The organism is Niastella vici (assembly GCF_002077945.1).
GTDB classification, from domain to species: domain Bacteria; phylum Bacteroidota; class Bacteroidia; order Chitinophagales; family Chitinophagaceae; genus Niastella; species Niastella vici.
The window spans coordinates 33,938-52,480 of the sequence record NZ_LVYD01000044.1 but is presented as its reverse complement, the minus strand read 5'-3'; the positions used below and the strand labels follow the sequence as shown (position 1 = coordinate 52,480).

General features: G+C 47.0%; 14 protein-coding genes. 2 read left to right on the top strand and 12 right to left on the bottom strand.

From position 1 onward, the window contains the following. Positions 1-146: 146 nt before the first annotated feature. The 4 genes from A3860_RS14325 to ppnP all read right to left on the bottom strand — a co-directional run bounded on the left by A3860_RS14325 (position 147) and on the right by ppnP (position 6,107). The gene (locus tag A3860_RS14325) at positions 147-1,397 is read right to left on the bottom strand and encodes a FecR family protein (protein ID WP_081147400.1); all 1,251 of its coding nucleotides are present in this window, start codon (positions 1,395-1,397) and stop codon (positions 147-149) included. Positions 1,398-1,477: 80 nt separating this feature from the next. Continuing rightward, on the bottom strand, positions 1,478-2,083 hold the full coding sequence (locus A3860_RS14320; protein WP_081147399.1) for an RNA polymerase sigma factor: 606 nt from the start codon (positions 2,081-2,083) through the stop codon (positions 1,478-1,480). Positions 2,084-2,211: 128 nt separating this feature from the next. Further along, the gene (locus tag A3860_RS14315) at positions 2,212-5,559 is read right to left on the bottom strand and encodes a VCBS repeat-containing protein (protein WP_081147398.1); all 3,348 of its coding nucleotides are present in this window, start codon (positions 5,557-5,559) and stop codon (positions 2,212-2,214) included. A 251-nt stretch (positions 5,560-5,810) separates the two neighbouring features. Then, positions 5,811-6,107 (bottom strand): pyrimidine/purine nucleoside phosphorylase, encoded by a 297-nt coding sequence (gene ppnP, locus A3860_RS14310; RefSeq protein ID WP_081147397.1) that lies wholly within the window; start codon positions 6,105-6,107, stop codon positions 5,811-5,813. 249 nt (positions 6,108-6,356) lie between these two features. On the opposite strand from ppnP, the gene A3860_RS14305 reads away from it, so the two are divergent. Together A3860_RS14305 and A3860_RS14300 are read left to right on the top strand one after the other, a co-directional pair. After that, positions 6,357-6,881 (top strand): DUF3859 domain-containing protein, encoded by a 525-nt coding sequence (locus A3860_RS14305; RefSeq protein WP_081147396.1) that lies wholly within the window; start codon positions 6,357-6,359, stop codon positions 6,879-6,881. 64 nt (positions 6,882-6,945) lie between these two features. Beyond that, positions 6,946-8,244 carry an MFS transporter gene (locus A3860_RS14300; protein WP_081147395.1) on the top strand — a complete coding sequence of 433 codons (1,299 nt, stop codon included), beginning with the start codon at positions 6,946-6,948 and terminating at the stop codon, positions 8,242-8,244. Between the two features lie 117 nt (positions 8,245-8,361). On the opposite strand, the gene A3860_RS14295 is transcribed toward A3860_RS14300, so the two are convergent. The 8 genes from A3860_RS14295 to A3860_RS14265 all read right to left on the bottom strand — a co-directional run bounded on the left by A3860_RS14295 (position 8,362) and on the right by A3860_RS14265 (position 18,370). Beyond that, positions 8,362-8,940, bottom strand: a complete 579-nt coding sequence (locus tag A3860_RS14295) for a carbohydrate binding domain-containing protein (protein WP_081147394.1) — start codon at positions 8,938-8,940, stop codon at positions 8,362-8,364. An 11-nt stretch (positions 8,941-8,951) separates the two neighbouring features. Further along, positions 8,952-10,016, bottom strand: coding sequence for an endo-1,4-beta-xylanase (locus A3860_RS14290; protein WP_158085251.1), 1,065 nt, complete (start codon positions 10,014-10,016; stop codon positions 8,952-8,954). Positions 10,017-10,035: 19 nt separating this feature from the next. Then, entirely contained in the window at positions 10,036-11,199 is a 1,164-nt protein-coding gene (locus tag A3860_RS14285) for an IPT/TIG domain-containing protein (RefSeq protein WP_158085250.1), read from the bottom strand. 17 nt (positions 11,200-11,216) lie between these two features. Continuing rightward, positions 11,217-12,800 carry a RagB/SusD family nutrient uptake outer membrane protein gene (locus A3860_RS14280; RefSeq protein WP_081147392.1) on the bottom strand — a complete coding sequence of 528 codons (1,584 nt, stop codon included), beginning with the start codon at positions 12,798-12,800 and terminating at the stop codon, positions 11,217-11,219. Positions 12,801-12,822: 22 nt separating this feature from the next. Then, a complete protein-coding gene (locus A3860_RS14275) occupies positions 12,823-15,405 on the bottom strand; it encodes a SusC/RagA family TonB-linked outer membrane protein (RefSeq protein WP_262497304.1) in 2,583 nt (860 codons plus the stop codon). Next, positions 15,302-16,237: a carboxypeptidase-like regulatory domain-containing protein gene (locus A3860_RS41640; protein WP_216823444.1), complete on the bottom strand. Its 936-nt coding sequence runs from the start codon at positions 16,235-16,237 to the stop codon at positions 15,302-15,304. Before A3860_RS41640 ends, A3860_RS14275 begins: the two co-directional genes overlap by 104 nt. 245 nt (positions 16,238-16,482) lie before the next feature. Further along, positions 16,483-17,691 carry a FecR family protein gene (locus A3860_RS14270; protein WP_081147391.1) on the bottom strand — a complete coding sequence of 403 codons (1,209 nt, stop codon included), beginning with the start codon at positions 17,689-17,691 and terminating at the stop codon, positions 16,483-16,485. Then, complete coding sequence (locus A3860_RS14265) at positions 17,642-18,370, bottom strand: RNA polymerase sigma factor (RefSeq protein ID WP_081147390.1); 729 nt, start codon at positions 18,368-18,370, stop codon at positions 17,642-17,644. Before A3860_RS14265 ends, A3860_RS14270 begins: the two co-directional genes overlap by 50 nt. Positions 18,371-18,543 lie beyond the last annotated feature (173 nt).

The window sequence follows — 18,543 nt, the reverse complement described above, 5'->3', positions numbered from 1 at the left end:
GTCGATCCAACAGTCTGACTTGTTTTGAAACACCTTAATGTTACCGGGAGCGGCTCCAACGCTTCCGGTTTTTTTTGGTGAATGGTCAATGGTCAATGGTGAATAGGTCGTTAATTTTTAACCGTTTCACTATTGCCGGTTGCCGATCATGGCAACACTATAATTTTTCCTTGTTTTCCTTTCGCCATATGGTTATCGATCTGAAAATGCACGGTGCCGGTTAGCTCAAGGGTCTTTAAAAGCGCCGAAATATTTTGCGAACGCGATACCACCCCGGTATAATGCTGATCGGTGCGATCGGTTTTGTATTCAACTTCTACATTGTACCATCTTTCAACCTGCCGCATCAGTTCACGAAGGCCGGTTTCCTTAAAGCGGAAGTACCCGTTCTTCCAGGCAATTACCCCTTCTGTCTTAACTGGGATGGGATGGGATATTTGGGATGAATGGGATATGGATACCTGCTGACCGGGCTTAATAATTACTGAGGCAGCATCTTTTGATACCTTCACCGAGCCTTCGAGTAAGGTTGTTCTTATTGCCTCTTCATCATCATAGGCATTCACATTAAAGTGGGTGCCCAATACTTCGATCTGTGCGCGGGGGGCGGCGTCTTTTGCCGGAAGCACCGAAACGATGAATGGTCTTTTTACTCCCTTTAAGCGTGCGTGCGCCACTTCAAAATAGGCTTCACCGGTTAATTGCACCTTTCTTGCAGGAGTTGAAAAAGTGGCCGGAAAGCATAGTGACGAACCTGCGTTCAACCATACTTTGGTACCGTCGGGTAATACCAACTGAAACTGACCGCCATGTGGAGTAGTAACAGTGTTGTACAATACTTCCCCGGCCTTTTGCTCTGATGCGGAACGTGCGTTATAAATAAGTTGCCCTGTATTTTGCTTCAGGATCCTGGTTTGCCCCTGCAATGCCAGCAAACCGGTTTGTACGGTATCGAGCACAATGGTGGTGCCATCGCCCAACGTGAGCAGGGCTTTATTACCGCCGGGGGAGATATCTTTTTTTATTGTAACAGCGGAAACTACGGGCGCTGAAGTTGATCTTGAGCGTGAAAAATAGAACCATGCACAGCCGGCCATTATCAGCACCAGTGCGGCGGCGGTCATGCGTAGCCCGCGTGATAGCCAATAAGGGCGAACAATTTTAGCAGGTGTATTTGCCCTTGCACCCGATTCAACCGATTGCCATATTCTATCCCAATCACTTTGGGGAAGCCTTGTGTTGTGTACATCTTTATCCGCCTCATCAAAGATGAATTTCTTTAATGCATCTTCGCCTTCCTGCTTTTTGAGCCAGGCAAATAATTCTTCCACTTCTTCGCGGCTGGCCTGGTTGGCGGCATACAGTTGCAGTAAATGTTGTATTCTTTCCTGGTGCATAAATAGTTCGGGGCACTCCTGTACTCCCTACATCTATAGAGTAAGCTTAGCGCAAAACGGATGAGTGGAAATAAAAAAAATTATCGGGTAAGTAAATAAGCTATCCCCATCAATATGAACAACACGCGGTCTTTGAGGCAATTGCGAATAAATTTTACAGCCTGTAATACATGGCTTTTTACGGTATGTGGCGAAAGATGCAACGTTTGGGCAATTTCATCGTAGCTTTTTCCCTGCACCTCGTGCAATTCATACATCAGCTTTTTTTGCGGTGATAACTGCTGCACTGCTTCTCTTAGCAGTTTTTGCTGGTCGTGCACAAAAACCGTTTCCTCTGTTTCGTTGCTATAGGGTTTGGCATTCCTGATCAATAACTGAAGTATGCGTTCCTGGTTGGATTCCTTTTTTAAATACCTGCTTATTTTATTATATATGACGGTATAAATATACGCCTCGGCATTTTTTACATGAGTCAGTTGCGCCCTGCTTACCCAAATGCTGATGAACACATCCTGCGTGATCTCTTCCGAAGCATAGGCCTGTTTGGTTAACTTAAACGCCACGGCGTAGGTGCGGGACCTGTACAGGTCAAAAAGCATTTTAAAGGCCTGCTCATCGTTTTGAGCGATTGCTTCAAAAAGTGCTTTAACCGACATGTTGGGCAATATGTCATTTGTGGCCGTCATCGTTGATTCTCGATTTTTCGATTTTGCGATTTAGTGATTTTTAGATTTCTTCCCTGACAGAATCTCCGATAAATCTCCTAATCTTTAAATCTCAAAATCCCGAAATCTATAAATCCCTAAATCCTACTTTAAAAGTGCTTTAGTTTCAATATTTGTAACTGTCCGTTGTTTTTAGCTGCCACAATAAAATGGTTGTTCCCGCCCTGCACTGCCACCAGGTTTCTTACATCGCCTCTTATGCATAACCCGGTTTTTTCATATAATAACGGGGTGAACACACCTTTTCCGTTGTTTTTCAATACAAGGCCAATGCCGGCGTCGAGCGGGCCTAACTGCACCCTGAACGGATAAAAATTACCGGCAGCAATAATATCCTTGTTGCCATCACCGTCGATGTCGGTAGCTACCATGCCTGTTATGGCGCTCATTTGTGCATATTGCGGCAGCGGCTGTACTATTAATTTTTTGTTACCGGTGTTTTTTACAAATACCGAGGTAAGCATTCTGATATTAACCGTGTGTGCATCCTGCAACTGGTCTTCCGAAAACAGGTCGGTCAATTGTGCGTCGGCATAGTCATTGTAATGCAGGAATTTTTTATTGATGCTTGGAATTTGTTCAGCCATTTCATCGCGCGAGTAATAGGGCCATTGTTTACCGCCATTATAATAGCAGAGGACCGGATCGATACTGCCATTGCTGAAAAAGTCTTTGTACACAATGCTTAGCGGCTGCTGAGCCGATGCTTTGAATTGGGTGTTGTTACCCATGTTACCAATAACCAGGTCAGTGTTCCCGTCTTTATCAAAATCGCCGGTCAGCAGGCGGCACCACCAGCCTTCGGTATTGGCGAGGCCATAGGCGGTTGTTTCGTTTACCAGTTGGCCCTGGTGATTTTCAAAAACGGTAATGGGCATAAATTCGCCTACGGCAACCAGATCATCCCAACCGTCTTTATTAAGGTCGACCCAGGCAGCATCGGTAACCATACCGGCATGCGCCAGTGTGGTGTCTTTTTGTACGTCTTTTACAAACTGGATTTGGGCGTTGGCGCTTTTGTTCTTAAGAATAAAACTTTCGGGCGACTGCGGAAAAGCGCCCGGTGAAATTTTATTTCCGATGAACAGGTCGGGCCGTCCGTCGTGATCGATATCCGATGCGCGAACACAGCCACCGCTGGCTGTTTCGGCCGGTAGTGCATCTTCGCGCAAGGTAAAATTGCCATGGCCGTCATTTTCAAAAAAACGGCCCTGGTAATTTTTGTTACCCGGATTGTATTCGGTGCCGCCGCTTACGATGTACAGGTCCATGTCTTTATCATTATCGGCATCAAAGAACAAGGCATCGGTATTGGTGATGTTTATATTGTTGTTCCAGGGCTGCCTGGCCGCCATGGTAAAAGTGCCCGCTTTTGTTTGCAGATACAGTTCACTGGCCGAACCGTTTGATGAACCTATAAACACATCCTCAAGGCCGTCGCCGTTTACATCCCCTTTAGCTATACAGGGGCCCGTTTTTGATAACTGATAGGGAAGCAGGGGAAATACTTTAAAATCAACAAAGCCCAACGGTTTATGAATGTAATTTAACCCGCAGGTTTGGGTAACATCCTGAAACAAAGGACCGGGATATTCGATCTCGGGTTCGCTGAAGCCCTGCCTTGAATTTTCATCGATCACCAATAAAGTATCGGCCTTTATATTTCCAAGAAAGGTTGTTTTACCCTGCGGCCATTTTATCAGTAGCGATTTAACAATACTATCGGCGCCCAAACCAATGTGCATTACCGGGTCAACCGACGATTGAAAGCCCCGTGTTAAATATTGTTCCTGGAATTGATGGTTATGCTCCGTTTCAACAAACACCTTGGCCCCTACCCCATAAGTATTTTTAGCTTCTCCTTTTAAGCGCAGTTTAATATAATGCCCGCCACTGGTTTCGCGGCTGTTGTTCTTATATACCGATACGTTATCGTTCAACGAGTTTATAACGAGGTCGAGATCGCCATCGTTATCGAGGTCGGCATAAGCAGCGCCATTGCTCACTGTTTTTTTGGTGAGTCCCCATTGGGCTGTAACATTGGTGAACCCCAGGTTCTGGTTGTTTTTATACAGGTAGTTGTTGAGTTTGGTTGATGGCATTTGTTGTATCAGCTGCCACATGGCCTCTTTATCGTTTATTTTGCCAACATTGGGATTTTGCGAATAGCCTGAAGTGAATTTTACAAAGTCGAGGTCATTGATATCTTTAAAGATACCGTTGGAGATAAAAAGGTCTTTCCAGCCATCGTTATCAAAATCGGCAAACAGGGGCGCCCAGCTCCAGTCGGTATTCGATACGCCTGCCATTTGCGCTATTTCGCTGAAGATGGGAATACCGTTGGTGTCGTTACCATTGTTCAGTTGTAAGGTATTGCGCATTTGCTGATAATGGTAGCCGTTTTGTACGCGCATGGAGTACCGGTCGTATGCATCGGGGCCTTTTAACAATTTCTGGCGGTGGTTGTCTTCGGGCAACATATCGAGCACCATAATATCGGGCAGGTAATCATTGTTAAAGTCAGCTATATCTGAACCCATGGCAAATTCCGACAAATGACCGGCTGCTTTGGTAAGCACTTCGCGAAATGTGCCGTTGTGGTTGTTCAGGTACAGGAAGTCGCGTTCATCGTAATCATTGGTTACATAAATGTCGGGCCAGCCGTCGTCATTGAGATCGCTCACTGCCACACTCAGGCCAAAGTTCAAACCGCTGCCGTCGATGCCGGCCAGTTCGCTGATATCGGAAAATACGCCGTTGTCGTTCCGGTACAGCCGGTTGCCGAATTTAGGGTGGCGGGTGCTGCGCAGTTTGGTTGAGTTAAAGAACGGGTTAAAGAACAGGTCGGCATGATTTACCATAAACATATCCAGGTCGCCGTCGTTATCCATATCAAAAAACGAAGCGGTGGTGGTATAGGTGCCGGGCGCATCCAGTCCGTATTGTTTGGCCTGTTCTTTAAAAACCGGAATGCCGTTTTGTACACCGGTATTGATGTATAATTCATTGGCCCTCTCCTCGTCGGTACCGGGGCCTGAGTAGCAAACATAGATGTCGAGCAGTCCATCGCCATTTACATCGGCCATAACAACGCCGGTTTTCCATTTAGCCCGGCCGGGCACGCCGGCTTTTCCGGTAATATCTTCAAACTGCAGGTTGCCTTTGTTCAAATAGAGTTTATTGGGCGTCATGTTACCGGTAAGCATCACCTCGGGCAAGCCGTCGTTGTTGAGGTCGCCAACCGCCACTCCTGCCCCATTATAGATATACTCATACGTAAGAACGTTGTAGTCTTTATCTTCCTTAATGGTGTTGGTGAAATTGATGTGCGAATGGGATGGGTCTACTTCGGTAAATAAAGTGTTGGGTTCCTGTTTGCAGGAAAGTGCAAGCAAATACAGCATCTGTAGCGCAATCCAGATCTTTTTAGGCCTCATGCAGTTAGTTATAACAATGTAACCGGTTTAAAAATCTTACAAGCAGGTATTTGTGTGCATTTTTGTGCCGAGCACTGAAGTTGCGCATTTTTAATGCGCCTACATATTAAGTAATTGTTTTTTATTTACGAAAACGGTTTCGCTGTAGGTGTCTGGAGAATGGGCGTGTCACCCTTTGGGGAGGTTACCCAATAAAAAAGCCTTGTAAATCAATCGACTAACAAGGCTTGGTATCAGTAACAATAATTTTTCTAGCTATAGTAACAGATATATGCTACATCTGTAGCGCACATTACTTCAAATGACGTGTGTGCGGCTACTTCAAAAGGTTCACCCTTCTTGTGCGTAAGCCAGTCGCCACCGCTCACCTTTGTACTCATGTTGCCTGAAATAACTACCATAGTCTCCAACGAACTGGTGTTAAATACATACGTTCCCTTTTTCATCACGCCAACGGTTGCCGGCCCCTTCTCTGTTTCGATACCCAGGCTTTGAACTTTTCCATCAAAATATACATTATGCGAAACTTTGTCTGCTGAGCTGCTCATACAATTGATTTATTAAACGTCCTTATTTTTTGATGCGCTAAATTAATTAATTCCATGATATGAGATGGTAAAAAAAACAAGGATCGCGCCTCAAACTGGCAGCAGGGAAAAGCACGGATTTTCCTGAAAACGACACGGTTATTGGCCAAAACGACACACTTATAAAACAGGTTAGATTTTTAAAAAAATAAAACAATTATGTCTATATCTTTAAAGTGCTAAACCGAACCATTAACCTAAAACAGCCATATGCGGTTACGCCTGATCTTTTGTATGAAAGTTGTTGTTACATTGCTAACACTACTCACCTTCCAGTCAACATTTTCGCAAACTATTGTCAATTCCAGATCTTACGGTTCCCTTGAATTTAAAGAGCTTGACCATGGACTTGCCAAAGTAAAAGAAGGAATAACCGAAAAAGATAAAAATACCCCAACAGGAAATCATCGTTGGTTAGAAGATTTCGAGATCGTTAACCAGTCGGATTCAATCAAGGTTTTACCAAAAGCTAATTTCGGCGTTGTTTATATTGTAAATGCAAAGGATACTGTTGACATTGAAGTTGAAATTGAATGGATCTATCCGGAGAAAATCACCAATGATAAGGGCGAAAAATTCAAAAGCATTAAATATAAAACGAAAAGACCCACTAATATACCATCAGCTTCTTCTTATAGTTTGGATGAACCGTATGAAATGGTAAAAGGTGAATGGAAAATGAATATTTACATTGAGAATAAACGGGTATGCAGCAAGGTGTTTGTTTTATATTGACCAGTTCATTTTGCCGTGTTTTAAATTAAAAGCGATTTAAGCTACTTTTGGTCCTCTACAAAATATGAAGACCACAAATATTGAGCAACCCGATACGGCAAAACGGCTGAAAGCGATCTTTACAGGTTCCATTGGTAACCTGGTTGAATGGTACGACTGGTACGCCTATGCAGCCTTTGCTTTATACTTCGCGCCCATATTCTTTCCTAAAGGTAATTCAACCGCCCAGCTGCTTGATACAGCAGCCATCTTTGCGGTAGGTTTTTTGATGCGGCCTGTCGGTGGCTGGCTCTTTGGCAGTATTGCAGACCGGGCCGGACGTAGAACAGCTATGACGCTGTCTGTTTTGCTGATGTCGGCAGGCAGTCTGATGATAGCCCTGGCTCCTTCCTTTGCTGCTGCCGGTGTTCTGTCGCCCATTATCCTGCTTACGGCCCGGTTATTACAGGGTCTTAGCGTGGGCGGAGAATACGGTACTTCCGCCACCTATCTAAGCGAAATTGCTACGGCGGGAAAACGTGGTTTCTATTCCAGCTTTCAGTATGTTACCCTTATAGGAGGTCAGCTTATTGCGCTGGGTGTACAAATGTTGCTGCAAAAGGTTTTCCTGACTGCTGAACAGTTACACGACTGGGGCTGGCGGATCCCTTTTGTAATTGGTGCGGCGCTTTCATTGTTTGCGCTTATCATCCGCCGGCATATGCAGGAGACAATTGTGGTGGAGAAAAAGGATGTAAAACGTGGATCTGTTATCACGTTATTAAAGGAACATCCGCGTGCAGTGCTCACCGTGGTAGGGCTTACCATGGGTGGAACACTGGCTTTTTATACCTATACTACCTACATGCAGAAATTCCTGGTAAATACAGTACACCTCAGCAAGGAACGTTCAACACAGCTAACTTTCTGGTTAATGCTCATCTATGCGTGTATGCAGCCACTATTCGGTATGCTGAGCGATAAAACAGGCCGCAAACCGCTCCTGCTGGGCTTCGGTATATTGGGCAGTTTATATACCGTGCCTATTCTTACGGCGATCAGTAAAACGACTACCGAATGGGGTGCGTTTTTCCTGATACTGGCTGCGCTGATCATCATTAGCGGTTATACTTCCATCAATGCCGTTGTTAAGGCAGAACTGTTTCCTGCTGAAGTAAGGGCCCTGGGGGTAGGCTTACCTTACGCACTTACCGTTGCGATCTTTGGGGGCACGGCTGAATATATTGCGTTATACTTCAAGCAAACCGGCCATGAGTCACTGTTTTACTGGTATGTTACAGGATGCATCCTCATCTCCCTTGCCGTATATGCAGTTGTAAGAGATACAAAACACACTTCTTATATCGATAAAGAAATACAGTGATGAAAAAGCCGCGCAAATATTTCGTTGTGCGCCTGGCACGGGCACATAACGAAAAAACCCGCAGCTTTCGCTGCAGGCCTTTTTTTCTTCTAAACACCTCAGAGCAGGGTACGTGATCTAAAAACGGGTTCCGGTTGGCCGGTTCATTGCAGTAACATGCTTTTGATAGTCCTCTACAGTAATCACTTTTACGCTTACCTCGTCTACGAAAAGGGTTCCTGTGGCATACCCCAGCGCAAACAGGAGCTTGATCTTCGATACACCGGGCGGCACTGGCATAGCCTTTTCTGTAAATTTCCAGTATTCGTCGCCGGTAACGGTAATAAGCGTTGTTGAACCGTTTACTTTTGCTTCATTTCTATCCAGGAATTCTATATTAAACAGGCCTCCACTCCAGGCTGGCATACCCTGCACAATGTTATCGGCTTTTATCCAGGCGCTTATTAAAACATACTGCGTGTTCTTAGGCAGGGCTACTACCTGGTGCATACCGGTCCATTTACTGGTATCTGCTGAAATGATAACGGCGCAGGCTTTCCCTGTTTTTACTACATAAGGCGTTGTTCGGGCACTGTATTCCGTCCAGCCATACAGCTCATCTTCAAAACCGCCATTGGTAACAAGGTTCTTTTGCGCCTTTGCTGTCAGGTGTATAAACAGCAGGGCAAACAATGGGATAATTAAATTATTACTCATAACCGGTCTATTTATTTCAATCCATTTACAATTCCCTGCCAGGCTGCTTTGCGTTTATAGGAAGCATCAAACGGCAGAGGCCAGTCGGGGCGGTGATAATAGGGCGGTATCCAGGAATCAGCGTCACTGACGTCCCAGGTGGTAATACCAAACTTTTGGGCAGCCGGCAATGCATTGTACGCCTTTACCAGGGCCTGGTATTTCTGCGATTGCACTGATGCTAACGCGGCCGTATAGGTCATATTCTGATCGTTGTTGGGATTCAGTGAAATATCCAACTCAGAGATATGTACTTTCAGGCCTGTATTGGCCACCGCGGTTATGGCAGCGGAAATAGCATTATCGGGCACGCTGGTATTGGTGTGCATTTGCATACCGAATCCGTCAACCGGGATCCCCCGGTTTTTCATCCCCGTGACCAGGGTAATAATGGCTGCCCGTTTTACCGACGAATATTCATGGCCGTAATCGTTGTAAAACAACAGTGCATCAGGATCTGCCTGGTGCGCATATTGAAAGCTGCGGGCAATGTAATCGGGGCCCAGGTGCTGCAACCAAAGATTCTTGCGGAGGGTGCCGTCCTCATCAATCGCTTCGTTCACAACATCCCAGGAAACGACTTTGCCTTTGAAATGCGCGACTTCGGTTTGTATATGCGTTTTCAGCATGTTTTCCCAGGCGCTGGAATCGCCCGTGAAATTGGTCACCCAACCAGGCACTGCCTGGTACCAAACCAGGGCATGCCCATGTACCCGCATGCCATGCTGCTTCGCGAAGCTGACCAGGTAGTCGGCCTCACCGAACGTAAAATTGCCCTGCGTTGGCTGAATGGCGTCCATCTTCATCACGTTTTCGGGCGTTACGCTATTAAACTCTTTTGCGACCAGGGCGGAGTAAGTCGCATTGTTCTTTAACAGGTTTATATTAATGGAGGCGCCAACCGGGAAACCGGCATGTGCATACAGCCCGGTGGTGTCGGGTGTTGTGCCGCCGGGTTCCGGAGTACCGGCCTGTTCCTTTTTGGAACAGGCCAGCATGAGTGTACTGCACACGGCTAGTTTAAAATACATTTTCATATAGGAGGATTTAATTTTATTAATATACGCCAAGATCATCGAGGAAAATGGTTTCCGGCGCATTGGCGCTCAGTTCCTGGAAGCCCAGGTAGCTGAGTGATGTTGGGGTGCCCGGCGCCGATGCATCCTGGAACAGGTTCAAAGGAATAACATAGGTAGACCATGTTTTTTCATGCAGGATGACGCTTACCTGGCGATGGTCGAAATCGTTCAGGGCCACTTTTATTACTTTTCCTTCCGTACCGGTAGAGCCTCCATAAATGGAAAACTTAATATAGGTAGCGCCGGTTAAATCGATGCCGGGCCCGCTGCCGACGGCATACCCCGCATAATTACCGGTATAATCGAGCCGGATGGAATATTGGCCGCGTTTGACCTGTTCGGTACTTTGGGTATTAGCATTCCAGCCAATAAACCCAAAGGTGTAGCCATTTGAAGGAACAGCATCCTCGTAGAGCAGGCTTTTGAACCCGAAGGGGACGGCCATCGGTGGCACCACCCCGTTATAAGAAGCGTAAGGTCCCGATGAAGTGCCCCCAGGCGTGGTTACAGTTGTTACGCCCCGCGCATTGGCCGGTACGATCACTTTAATGGCGGTGGAGGTTGTGGACACAATTTTTGCAACAGCAGCCCCGAATTTTACTACCGAGGCGTTATCGAACACCGTACCGGTGATGGTCACCGTATCGCCGGGGTTACCGGCAAACTGGCTGAGGCCGGTAATGGCGGGCGCAGGTTGCAGCACGGTAAAATCGAGCGTTGCCGAACCGTATTTCGTAGTCACGACCAGCTTATTACTGCTGCCGTTCTGCCAGGGCGTTTCGGCGGGAATTCTGACAATGATCGATGTATTGGTAACCAGTGTTGGATTGAAATAAACGGGGTACCCGTTGAAGGATACGCTGGTGGTGGTTTGCAGGTTAGTACCTATGATGGCAAACAGGCCACCCAGCGGGCCCGAGGTTACCGTAGAATCGAACGGCACCGGTATCACGTCATTCGAGGTGTAGGACGTGCCAAGGTCTTGCCGGTGCGTTACTAACACGGTATCGTATTTGGTTACTGTACGAACGCGGGTAAGGGAAGGAGCTGCATCGCTGTTTTTCTTACAGGACACGGCGCCTGTGATCAGCAAAACGAACATTACCGCAGCGCCCATCAATAATTTATATCCTGAATTCATATGCATAGGGTTTACAATTAAAAATGATACGGCACTGGCGCCTGTAATAATTTGGGGTTAAGCGTTGATTCCGTGGTGGGATAAGGCAGCACAAAATTGGCATCGCTGATGTTGTATTTCTGCGACCACACCACTACCGGGGTAGTGGTACTGTAAATGCCTCTTTCCTGGTTGTCGATTATAGCGATGGCTTTGGGATGTGAGGTTACATTAAATCCATCGAGCCGCCCAAGATCGAACCAGTAATCGCATTCCATGGCCAGCTCAATCCTGCGCTCGTGCATAATATTGCTTTGGGTAACGGAGGTAAGCGGGCTTAATCCGGCACGCTGCCTCACTTTATTGACCGGGCCAACTGCAGCCGCATCGGTAGTGGAGGCATTACCGGCCAGCACCGCCTCGGCTTCAATGAGCAGCACTTCAGCATACCGCATGAGGTAAGTATTGATGCCGGTAGAGAAAGCGGCGCCCAAACCTCCGTTGTCGGCGGGTGTGCCCACCACATATTTTTTTAACAATGCCGAAGAGGCCTGCGCCTGTGCGTTTGACGGTACGGTATACCCGCCGTGAGCCTGGTCTAATTCGGGATACACATCACCCGGGTACATGATGGTCGGTTTGCGCCGTAGATCGCCGGCTTCATAAGAACTGGTAAGATCGATGGAAGCAGCAACCGAACCATAGCCATCACCGGTGCCTGTTATTTGCGACGTCCAGGCAAAAAAAGCCTGCTGCGAATTTCCGTGGCCGTAAGAGCTTCCCCCCTGCCATTGCAGGGCGGCAACCGATTCTTCGTTGTTATTATTGGCAGTCTTAAACAGGTCGGCGTAGGTTTTGCCGGGAATGTCGACGCCGTACAGTTTAAACTCACCACTATTGATGACCTTTTCCGCTTCGGCGCGTGCATTGGTATAATCGCGCATGTATAAATATACGTTTGCGAGAAAGGCCGAGGCGGAACCGCTTGATACATGTCCCTGCGCTTTGCTGCCATTCCTGATCATTGCGGTGCAATTGGCTTCCGCAAACTTCAAATCGTTCAAAATAAACTTATAGATATCCGTTACCGGGTTGGTATTGACCTGGTAATTGTTGATATTGTCGAGCGAGTTTGTAATGATGGGCACATTTCCCCAGGTACGTACCAGGTAAAAATAAGCCACGGCCCGCATGAAATGCGCTTCGCCCAGTGCGTTGTTGACAACTGCGGCAGGTATGGTGGCGGCCACATGCGAGGGCAGGTTGTTGATAACCGCATTTGACTGGGCCACCACTGAATACAGGGCACTCCATGCCGCTGCCAGCTGTATGTTGTCGCCTGTTACGGAAAAATTACTGAAATTGACCACATCGGGTGAATAGGTGCGGGCATTGCCGCCAAGCATTTCGGCAATACTCCAGGAGGCTTTATTGTTCCAGTCGAACCAGGGTGAATTGTACAGGGCATTGGTACTGGCCTGAACCTGCTCGGTAGTCTGGTAAAAATTATCAAGGGTCAGCGTGTCGGCAGGCGGGCGGTTGAAGAAATCCTTTTTGCAACCGGCAGCCGAAATACCAATTAGCAGCAGGCTTATTTTAAAATAATGGTTATATTTTTTCATGTTGCGTTACGTGATTAAGTGATTAAAGCTGTACGTTCATGCCCAATGTGATGGTGCGGGCCAGCGGGTACCTGCCGTTGTCGATATTCGTGAGGATAGCGCTTTGGTTGGTGGAACCCACTTCCGGATCATACCCGTTGTAACTGGAAAACGTATGCAGGTTTTGAACACTGGTATAGATCTTCATGCTACTCACTTTTGCTTTGCGGAGCCAGCCGGAAGGTATGTTCCAGGCCAGGTTGATGTTCTGAATACGGAGGAACGACCCATTGTGAATAAACCGGTCAGAGACAAAGATGTTGGGATTGTCTGTACCCATTTTCGGGGCTGGAATATTCGAGTTGGCGTTATCAGGCGTCCAGTAACCGGCAACAGAAGCGTATTGATTCTGGTAAGGTCCTGAAAGGCCCCCCATTGAACGATCGAGGAGGTTCAGAATTTTGGCACCGTAGGAACCATACAGGAAAATGCTCAAATCAAAATCACCAAAGGAAAAGTTATTGGTAATGCCATAGGTGAATTTAGGATTGGGGTTACCAAGCGCAGTGCGGTCGTTGGCATCGATCACCTTGTTATTGTCAAGGTCCTGGTACTGTACATCGCCCAGCCAGGTGCCTGCGCTGGAATTACCGATGGGGCGATTGAACTGCTGCGGCGCTTTGCTTAATTGATCGTCTGTTTTAAATAAGCCTTTCACTTTGTAGCCATAAAACTCTCCAATAGGGCCGCCAACCACGGTGCGGGTAGCCGCCACATCGAGAAAGCCGTTGGTGACCTTCCCGATCAGTTCATCGAGCCCGGTGGTTAGTTCTTTTACCGTATTGTTATAGTGTGAGAAGATAACAGCCGTATTCCATTTTACCTTTTCACTTACGATATTATGCGTGTTGAGCGTGATGTCGATGCCCTGGTTCTCTACCCTTCCGAGATTAACATAAGGCGGGTTAATACCGCCGAGGTAAGTAAAATTGCCTATCAGGTAGGCCGGCAGCGGCAGCTGGAATAAGAAATTCCGCGATGTTTTTTTGTATACATCCACGCTGGTTTCAATTCGTTTGTTAAACAGACTGAAGTCGAGACCGGCATTGTATTGAATAGAGGTTTGCCATTTCAGATTCGGATTGGCGATCTGGTTCAGTAAAAAGCCCGTACCCAGGCCCGTTACCGAGGCATTCAACGGCGAGCCATAGAGGTAATTGGGAATTTCCTGGTTACCTACCTGGCCGTAGCCCAGCCTTAATTTAATATTATCAGCTACCGTCTTTATGTTTTCCATAAATGCTTCATCCGACAGTTTCCACGATGCGGCGAATGCAGGAAAATAACCGGTCTGGTGTTCAGGGGCGAATTTGGATGATTTGTCCTTGCGGAGGGTTGCCGTAAAGCTGTACCGGTTGCTGTAATTATAGATGACACGGCCGTAAAAAGATTCCTGGCTCTGGCTGCCTTTATATTCATCATTGGTGGCGGTAGATGCCTGTCCCAGGTTGAGCGACTGTACGGTGTTGCTATAAAAACCCTGGCGATAACCTTGCATACCGCGCCAGTTTACTTCCTGTACTTCATGGCCGGCGAGGGCGGTCACTATATGCTTTCCGGCAAAGGTATGCTGGTAGGTAAGGTATTCCTTCCAGATCTGGTAAGTACTTTGTTGCGACCGTTCGTTGAGTGAGGCCGTGGGATTCACGAACCGGCCCCAGGTATACGTTGGCGTGAAAAGATTGTTATCGGAATAGTTAAAATCTCCACCGAATTCAGACCGGAGGGTTAAGTCTTTGGTGAATCGAATGTCATTATAGAGGTTGGCGTTCAAATTTGTTCGCGTGAGGTGATTGCTGATCTGCTTTGCCTGCGCTACGGGATTGATGACGCCGCTCACGGAAAGCGGGTCGCTGGCGGGCGGACCGGCATACGAACCATCAGCGTTGTAGACGGTAAGATCGGGGGCCTGCAGGAGGGCATTGTAAACGACACCAATGTTATCGCCCTGCACCATATCTTCCGAGGTACGGTTACCCGCCAGGGTAAGCCCCAGCTTAAACCATTCCTTTACCTGTGCGTCGAGATTGGAGCGGAACGAATACCGTTTGAACCCGGAGCCAACAACGATCCCGTCTTGCTGCAGCATGCCGCCAGACACATAGTAGTTCAATCCGTCCTTGCCGCCAGAAACAGAAAGCTGGTGACTTTGCTGCATAGCCTTTCTGAACACATGGCTCTGCCAGTCGGTACCGGCTCCGAGTAAACTGGAATCAGCAAATTCAGGCCTGCGGCCGATGTTGTAAATATCGCTTATCGCGTTTTCGAGTTTGGCATATTGCTTCAGGTCCATCATGTGAATGGTTTTCGACACCTGCTGTTGCCCCACATAGCCATTGTAATTTATTTTTGCATTGCCGTTTTTGCCGTGTTTGGTGGTGATGATGATAACCCCGTTCGACGCCCTGTTGCCATAGATGGCGGTAGCAGAAGCATCTTTCAGCACATCGATAGATTCGATGTCATTGGGATTGATCATAGCCAGGGGACTTACCGAGCTTTGCGTGTAAGTATAGCCGGCAGCGGTTTGGGGGCGACCGTCCGCTGGTACTTGAATTATTGGCATCACCTGATATGGGTACGCCGTCGATGACATACAGGGGTTCGTTGGTACCGCTTAAGGAAGTAACGCCCCGGATGCGCACAGAGGTATTGCTGCCCGGAGCGCCGGAGTTTTGCGTAATGGTAAGTCCCGATGCTTTACCCTGCAACAACTGGTCTATGCTGGGTTGGGGAATATTGGCAAAATTGACCCCTTTTACCGAAGATATGGAGCCGTTAATATCGCCACGTTTTTGCGTACCATAGCCTATCACAACAACATCGCCCAATTCCTCAGCGGCCAGTTTCAGGGTGATGTTGATGGTTGTTTTACCGGCAATGGCTATTTCCTGTTTTTGCATACCTACAAACGTAAATACCAGGATGCCGCCGGTAGACGCGGGAATGTGGTACCGGCCATTGATATCAGTATTTACGCTGACCTTAGAATTTTTAACCGTTACCGTTACGCCAGGGAGCCCGCGGCCTTTTTCATCCTGAACGACGCCGACAATGGTGATGGTGGTATCGGGGGAGAGACCAGTGTTCTCAGGACTGGCCGGGACATTTTTTTTAATGACAACGGTTTGCTGGAAAATACGGTAGGTTACCGGCTGGTCCTTAAAACATTCATCAAGCACGGTTTCAATTGGAACATGATCAAAATGAATGGTAACTTTTACTGATGGCGGAAAGTCGGCCTTTTCGTAAAAAAAATAATAATTACTCTGCTTTTCAATACTGCGCAAAACGGCCTGAATGGAGGCGTTCTTTTCATGAATGGTAATGCTTTGGGCAAAACCTTCAGCGCTAACCCGGGAAAGTGAAGCAATCAGGAGAAAGACAATCAATTTCATGGCGGTCAAAACTTTGGATAGTTTGGTTTTGGGCACGGATAATACGGGAGCGGTTAATTTCATAACTTTGAAATGTCTGGGTTAAACTTAAAATTGCTATCGTCAATGGTAATAAGCAGTACCCCGATATGTGCCGGGAACGTGCTGCAAACACTTCCCGGTTTTTTATGGGCATGCATGCCGGAGTTAATTTTTTACATAGGCATTGTGATTTTGTGGTGGCGAATTATTTTAATTGATATACTTTAATTGCTGATCGTAATGTCCTGGCCGGCCACGCTGATATTGATTCCCTTATAGCGGAGAATGTTCAGGAATTCCGGCAACTTTATAGTACGTGAGATCTTACCATTAAATTCATTTTGAGGTATTTTGCCCTGGTAATGCACCCTGATGTTGTACCAGCGGGCTGCCTGGCGCATGACCTCTTCTATACCCGCATCCCTGAAATTAAAGAGGTTCTCTTTCCAGGCGATCTCTTCACCGGTATCTGCATCGTGGTTTACGGCCAATTGTTCACTGCCGTTGAGCACGGCCATTTCACCGGGCTTCAGGAGCACTGCGGCGTTGTTATTGCTTACACGTAGGGAGCCCTGCAGCAGGGTTGTTTTTAAAATGCGTTCATCGCCATAGGCCATTACATTAAAGTGTGTTCCCAAAACCGTGATCTGCTGTCTTTTTGATAGTACGATAAATGGCTTACGGGTATTTTTAGCAACTTCAAAATAGGCTTCGCCTTCGAGTTCCACCTGGCGGGCGCTTCCACTGAATGTAACAGGAAAACGCAGGGTAGACGCCGCATTCAGCCACACCTTAGTACCATCCTGCAACTGCACCTGGTATAAACCGCCGTTGAACGTTGAAATGGTATTGATGGCATTAGGCGCAAAGCCTGCGGCACTATCTACCACTTTATAAAGGACCTGCCCATCTTTTGCTTTGCTGATCTGCATGTTTCCCTGGCGGGAAGTAGCACCGCTCTTTAATGTATCCAACACGATAACCGAACCATTGGCCAGCCGCAGTATGGCCTTACTTTCAGCAGACAGGGTATCATTTTGAAGTACAGCCGGCGAAGTGGAAGCGGTGCCGGCCGGGGCCGGTGTTCGCCGGGATATAAAATAAACCGCTCCGGCCAAAAGAACAACGATGGCTGCGGCAGCTACGCGTTTCAGCGTAAACAGTTTTGCCGGCAAGCGTTCTTCTACCCGGTCATCTCTTCTGTGATGAATGTCTTCGATAATGGAATTGAGAATGATGTCGCTGTTGGCCGTTGTATAATAAGGCCTTTCTTCCCGGAGTTGTAGCCAGGCCTGCTGAATAAGGGCATTCAGCTGCTCATCATCGCTTTCGCGATTGAGCAATTGAAATAATTCATCTGTTTCTTCAGGGCTTAAGGTCTTTTCATAATATCCCTGAAACAAATGGCTGAGCCTTTCGCTGTTTTTTTTCATACAACTGTTTGAAATGAGTATCGCTAAATCGTTGCACTACAGCCTCCCCGCTATAGGACAAAAAAAAGAGGAAAAGAGGGGGTATGCATTTAAGGAAAAACAAAAAAATCAGCAGCAATTTTAATTCTGCCATTTTCTTTTTAATAAAAGCGGTGATGGATGCAATGGCTATTTGAATGTATTTTTTAACCGTTTCGCGTGAGATATTCATTCTTTCGCCTATTTCTGTATAGGTTAACTGTTCGTACCGGCTCAGCAGGTATACTTTCCGCTGCTGTGCCGGCAATTGGTCAATGGCCTCATCGAGCAGCGTGTACCGCGTAACTATTGGATCTTCTTCGTTGTTCAGGGGATTGAGGTCATGCTCCTGCTCCCACTCCTGGCGCCGCATTCGTTCTTTAATTGTTTTCTTTAAAACATTCACCGCATGGTTGCGCGACAACACAAACAGATAGGGTTTAAACCTTTGGATGCCAGCCAGCACTTCCCGGTTCTGCCATAACCTGAGAAATACATCCTGGGCCACTTCTTCAGCCTGCGCCATGGAACCGGTCAACCGGAATATATGGGAAATAATCCACTGGTGATAGCACATAAACAATTGCCGGAAAGCCTGTTCACTACCGCGCGCAACCTGTAGCAGCAATTCTTTTTCAGCAACACTTTCGGGTATTGACATAAGGGGTTACAATAAATTTTAAATCCAATAAATTTTCTGTAAAAACCTTTTTTCTGTAGCGAGAATACTGTCTGAAAACCTCCAAATGAAGAAGAGAATTCAAATTAGATAATTTCGATCTCCCTGTAATTCTAAAACTATTCTTTGCATCATTTTCACCCCTATTTTGAACG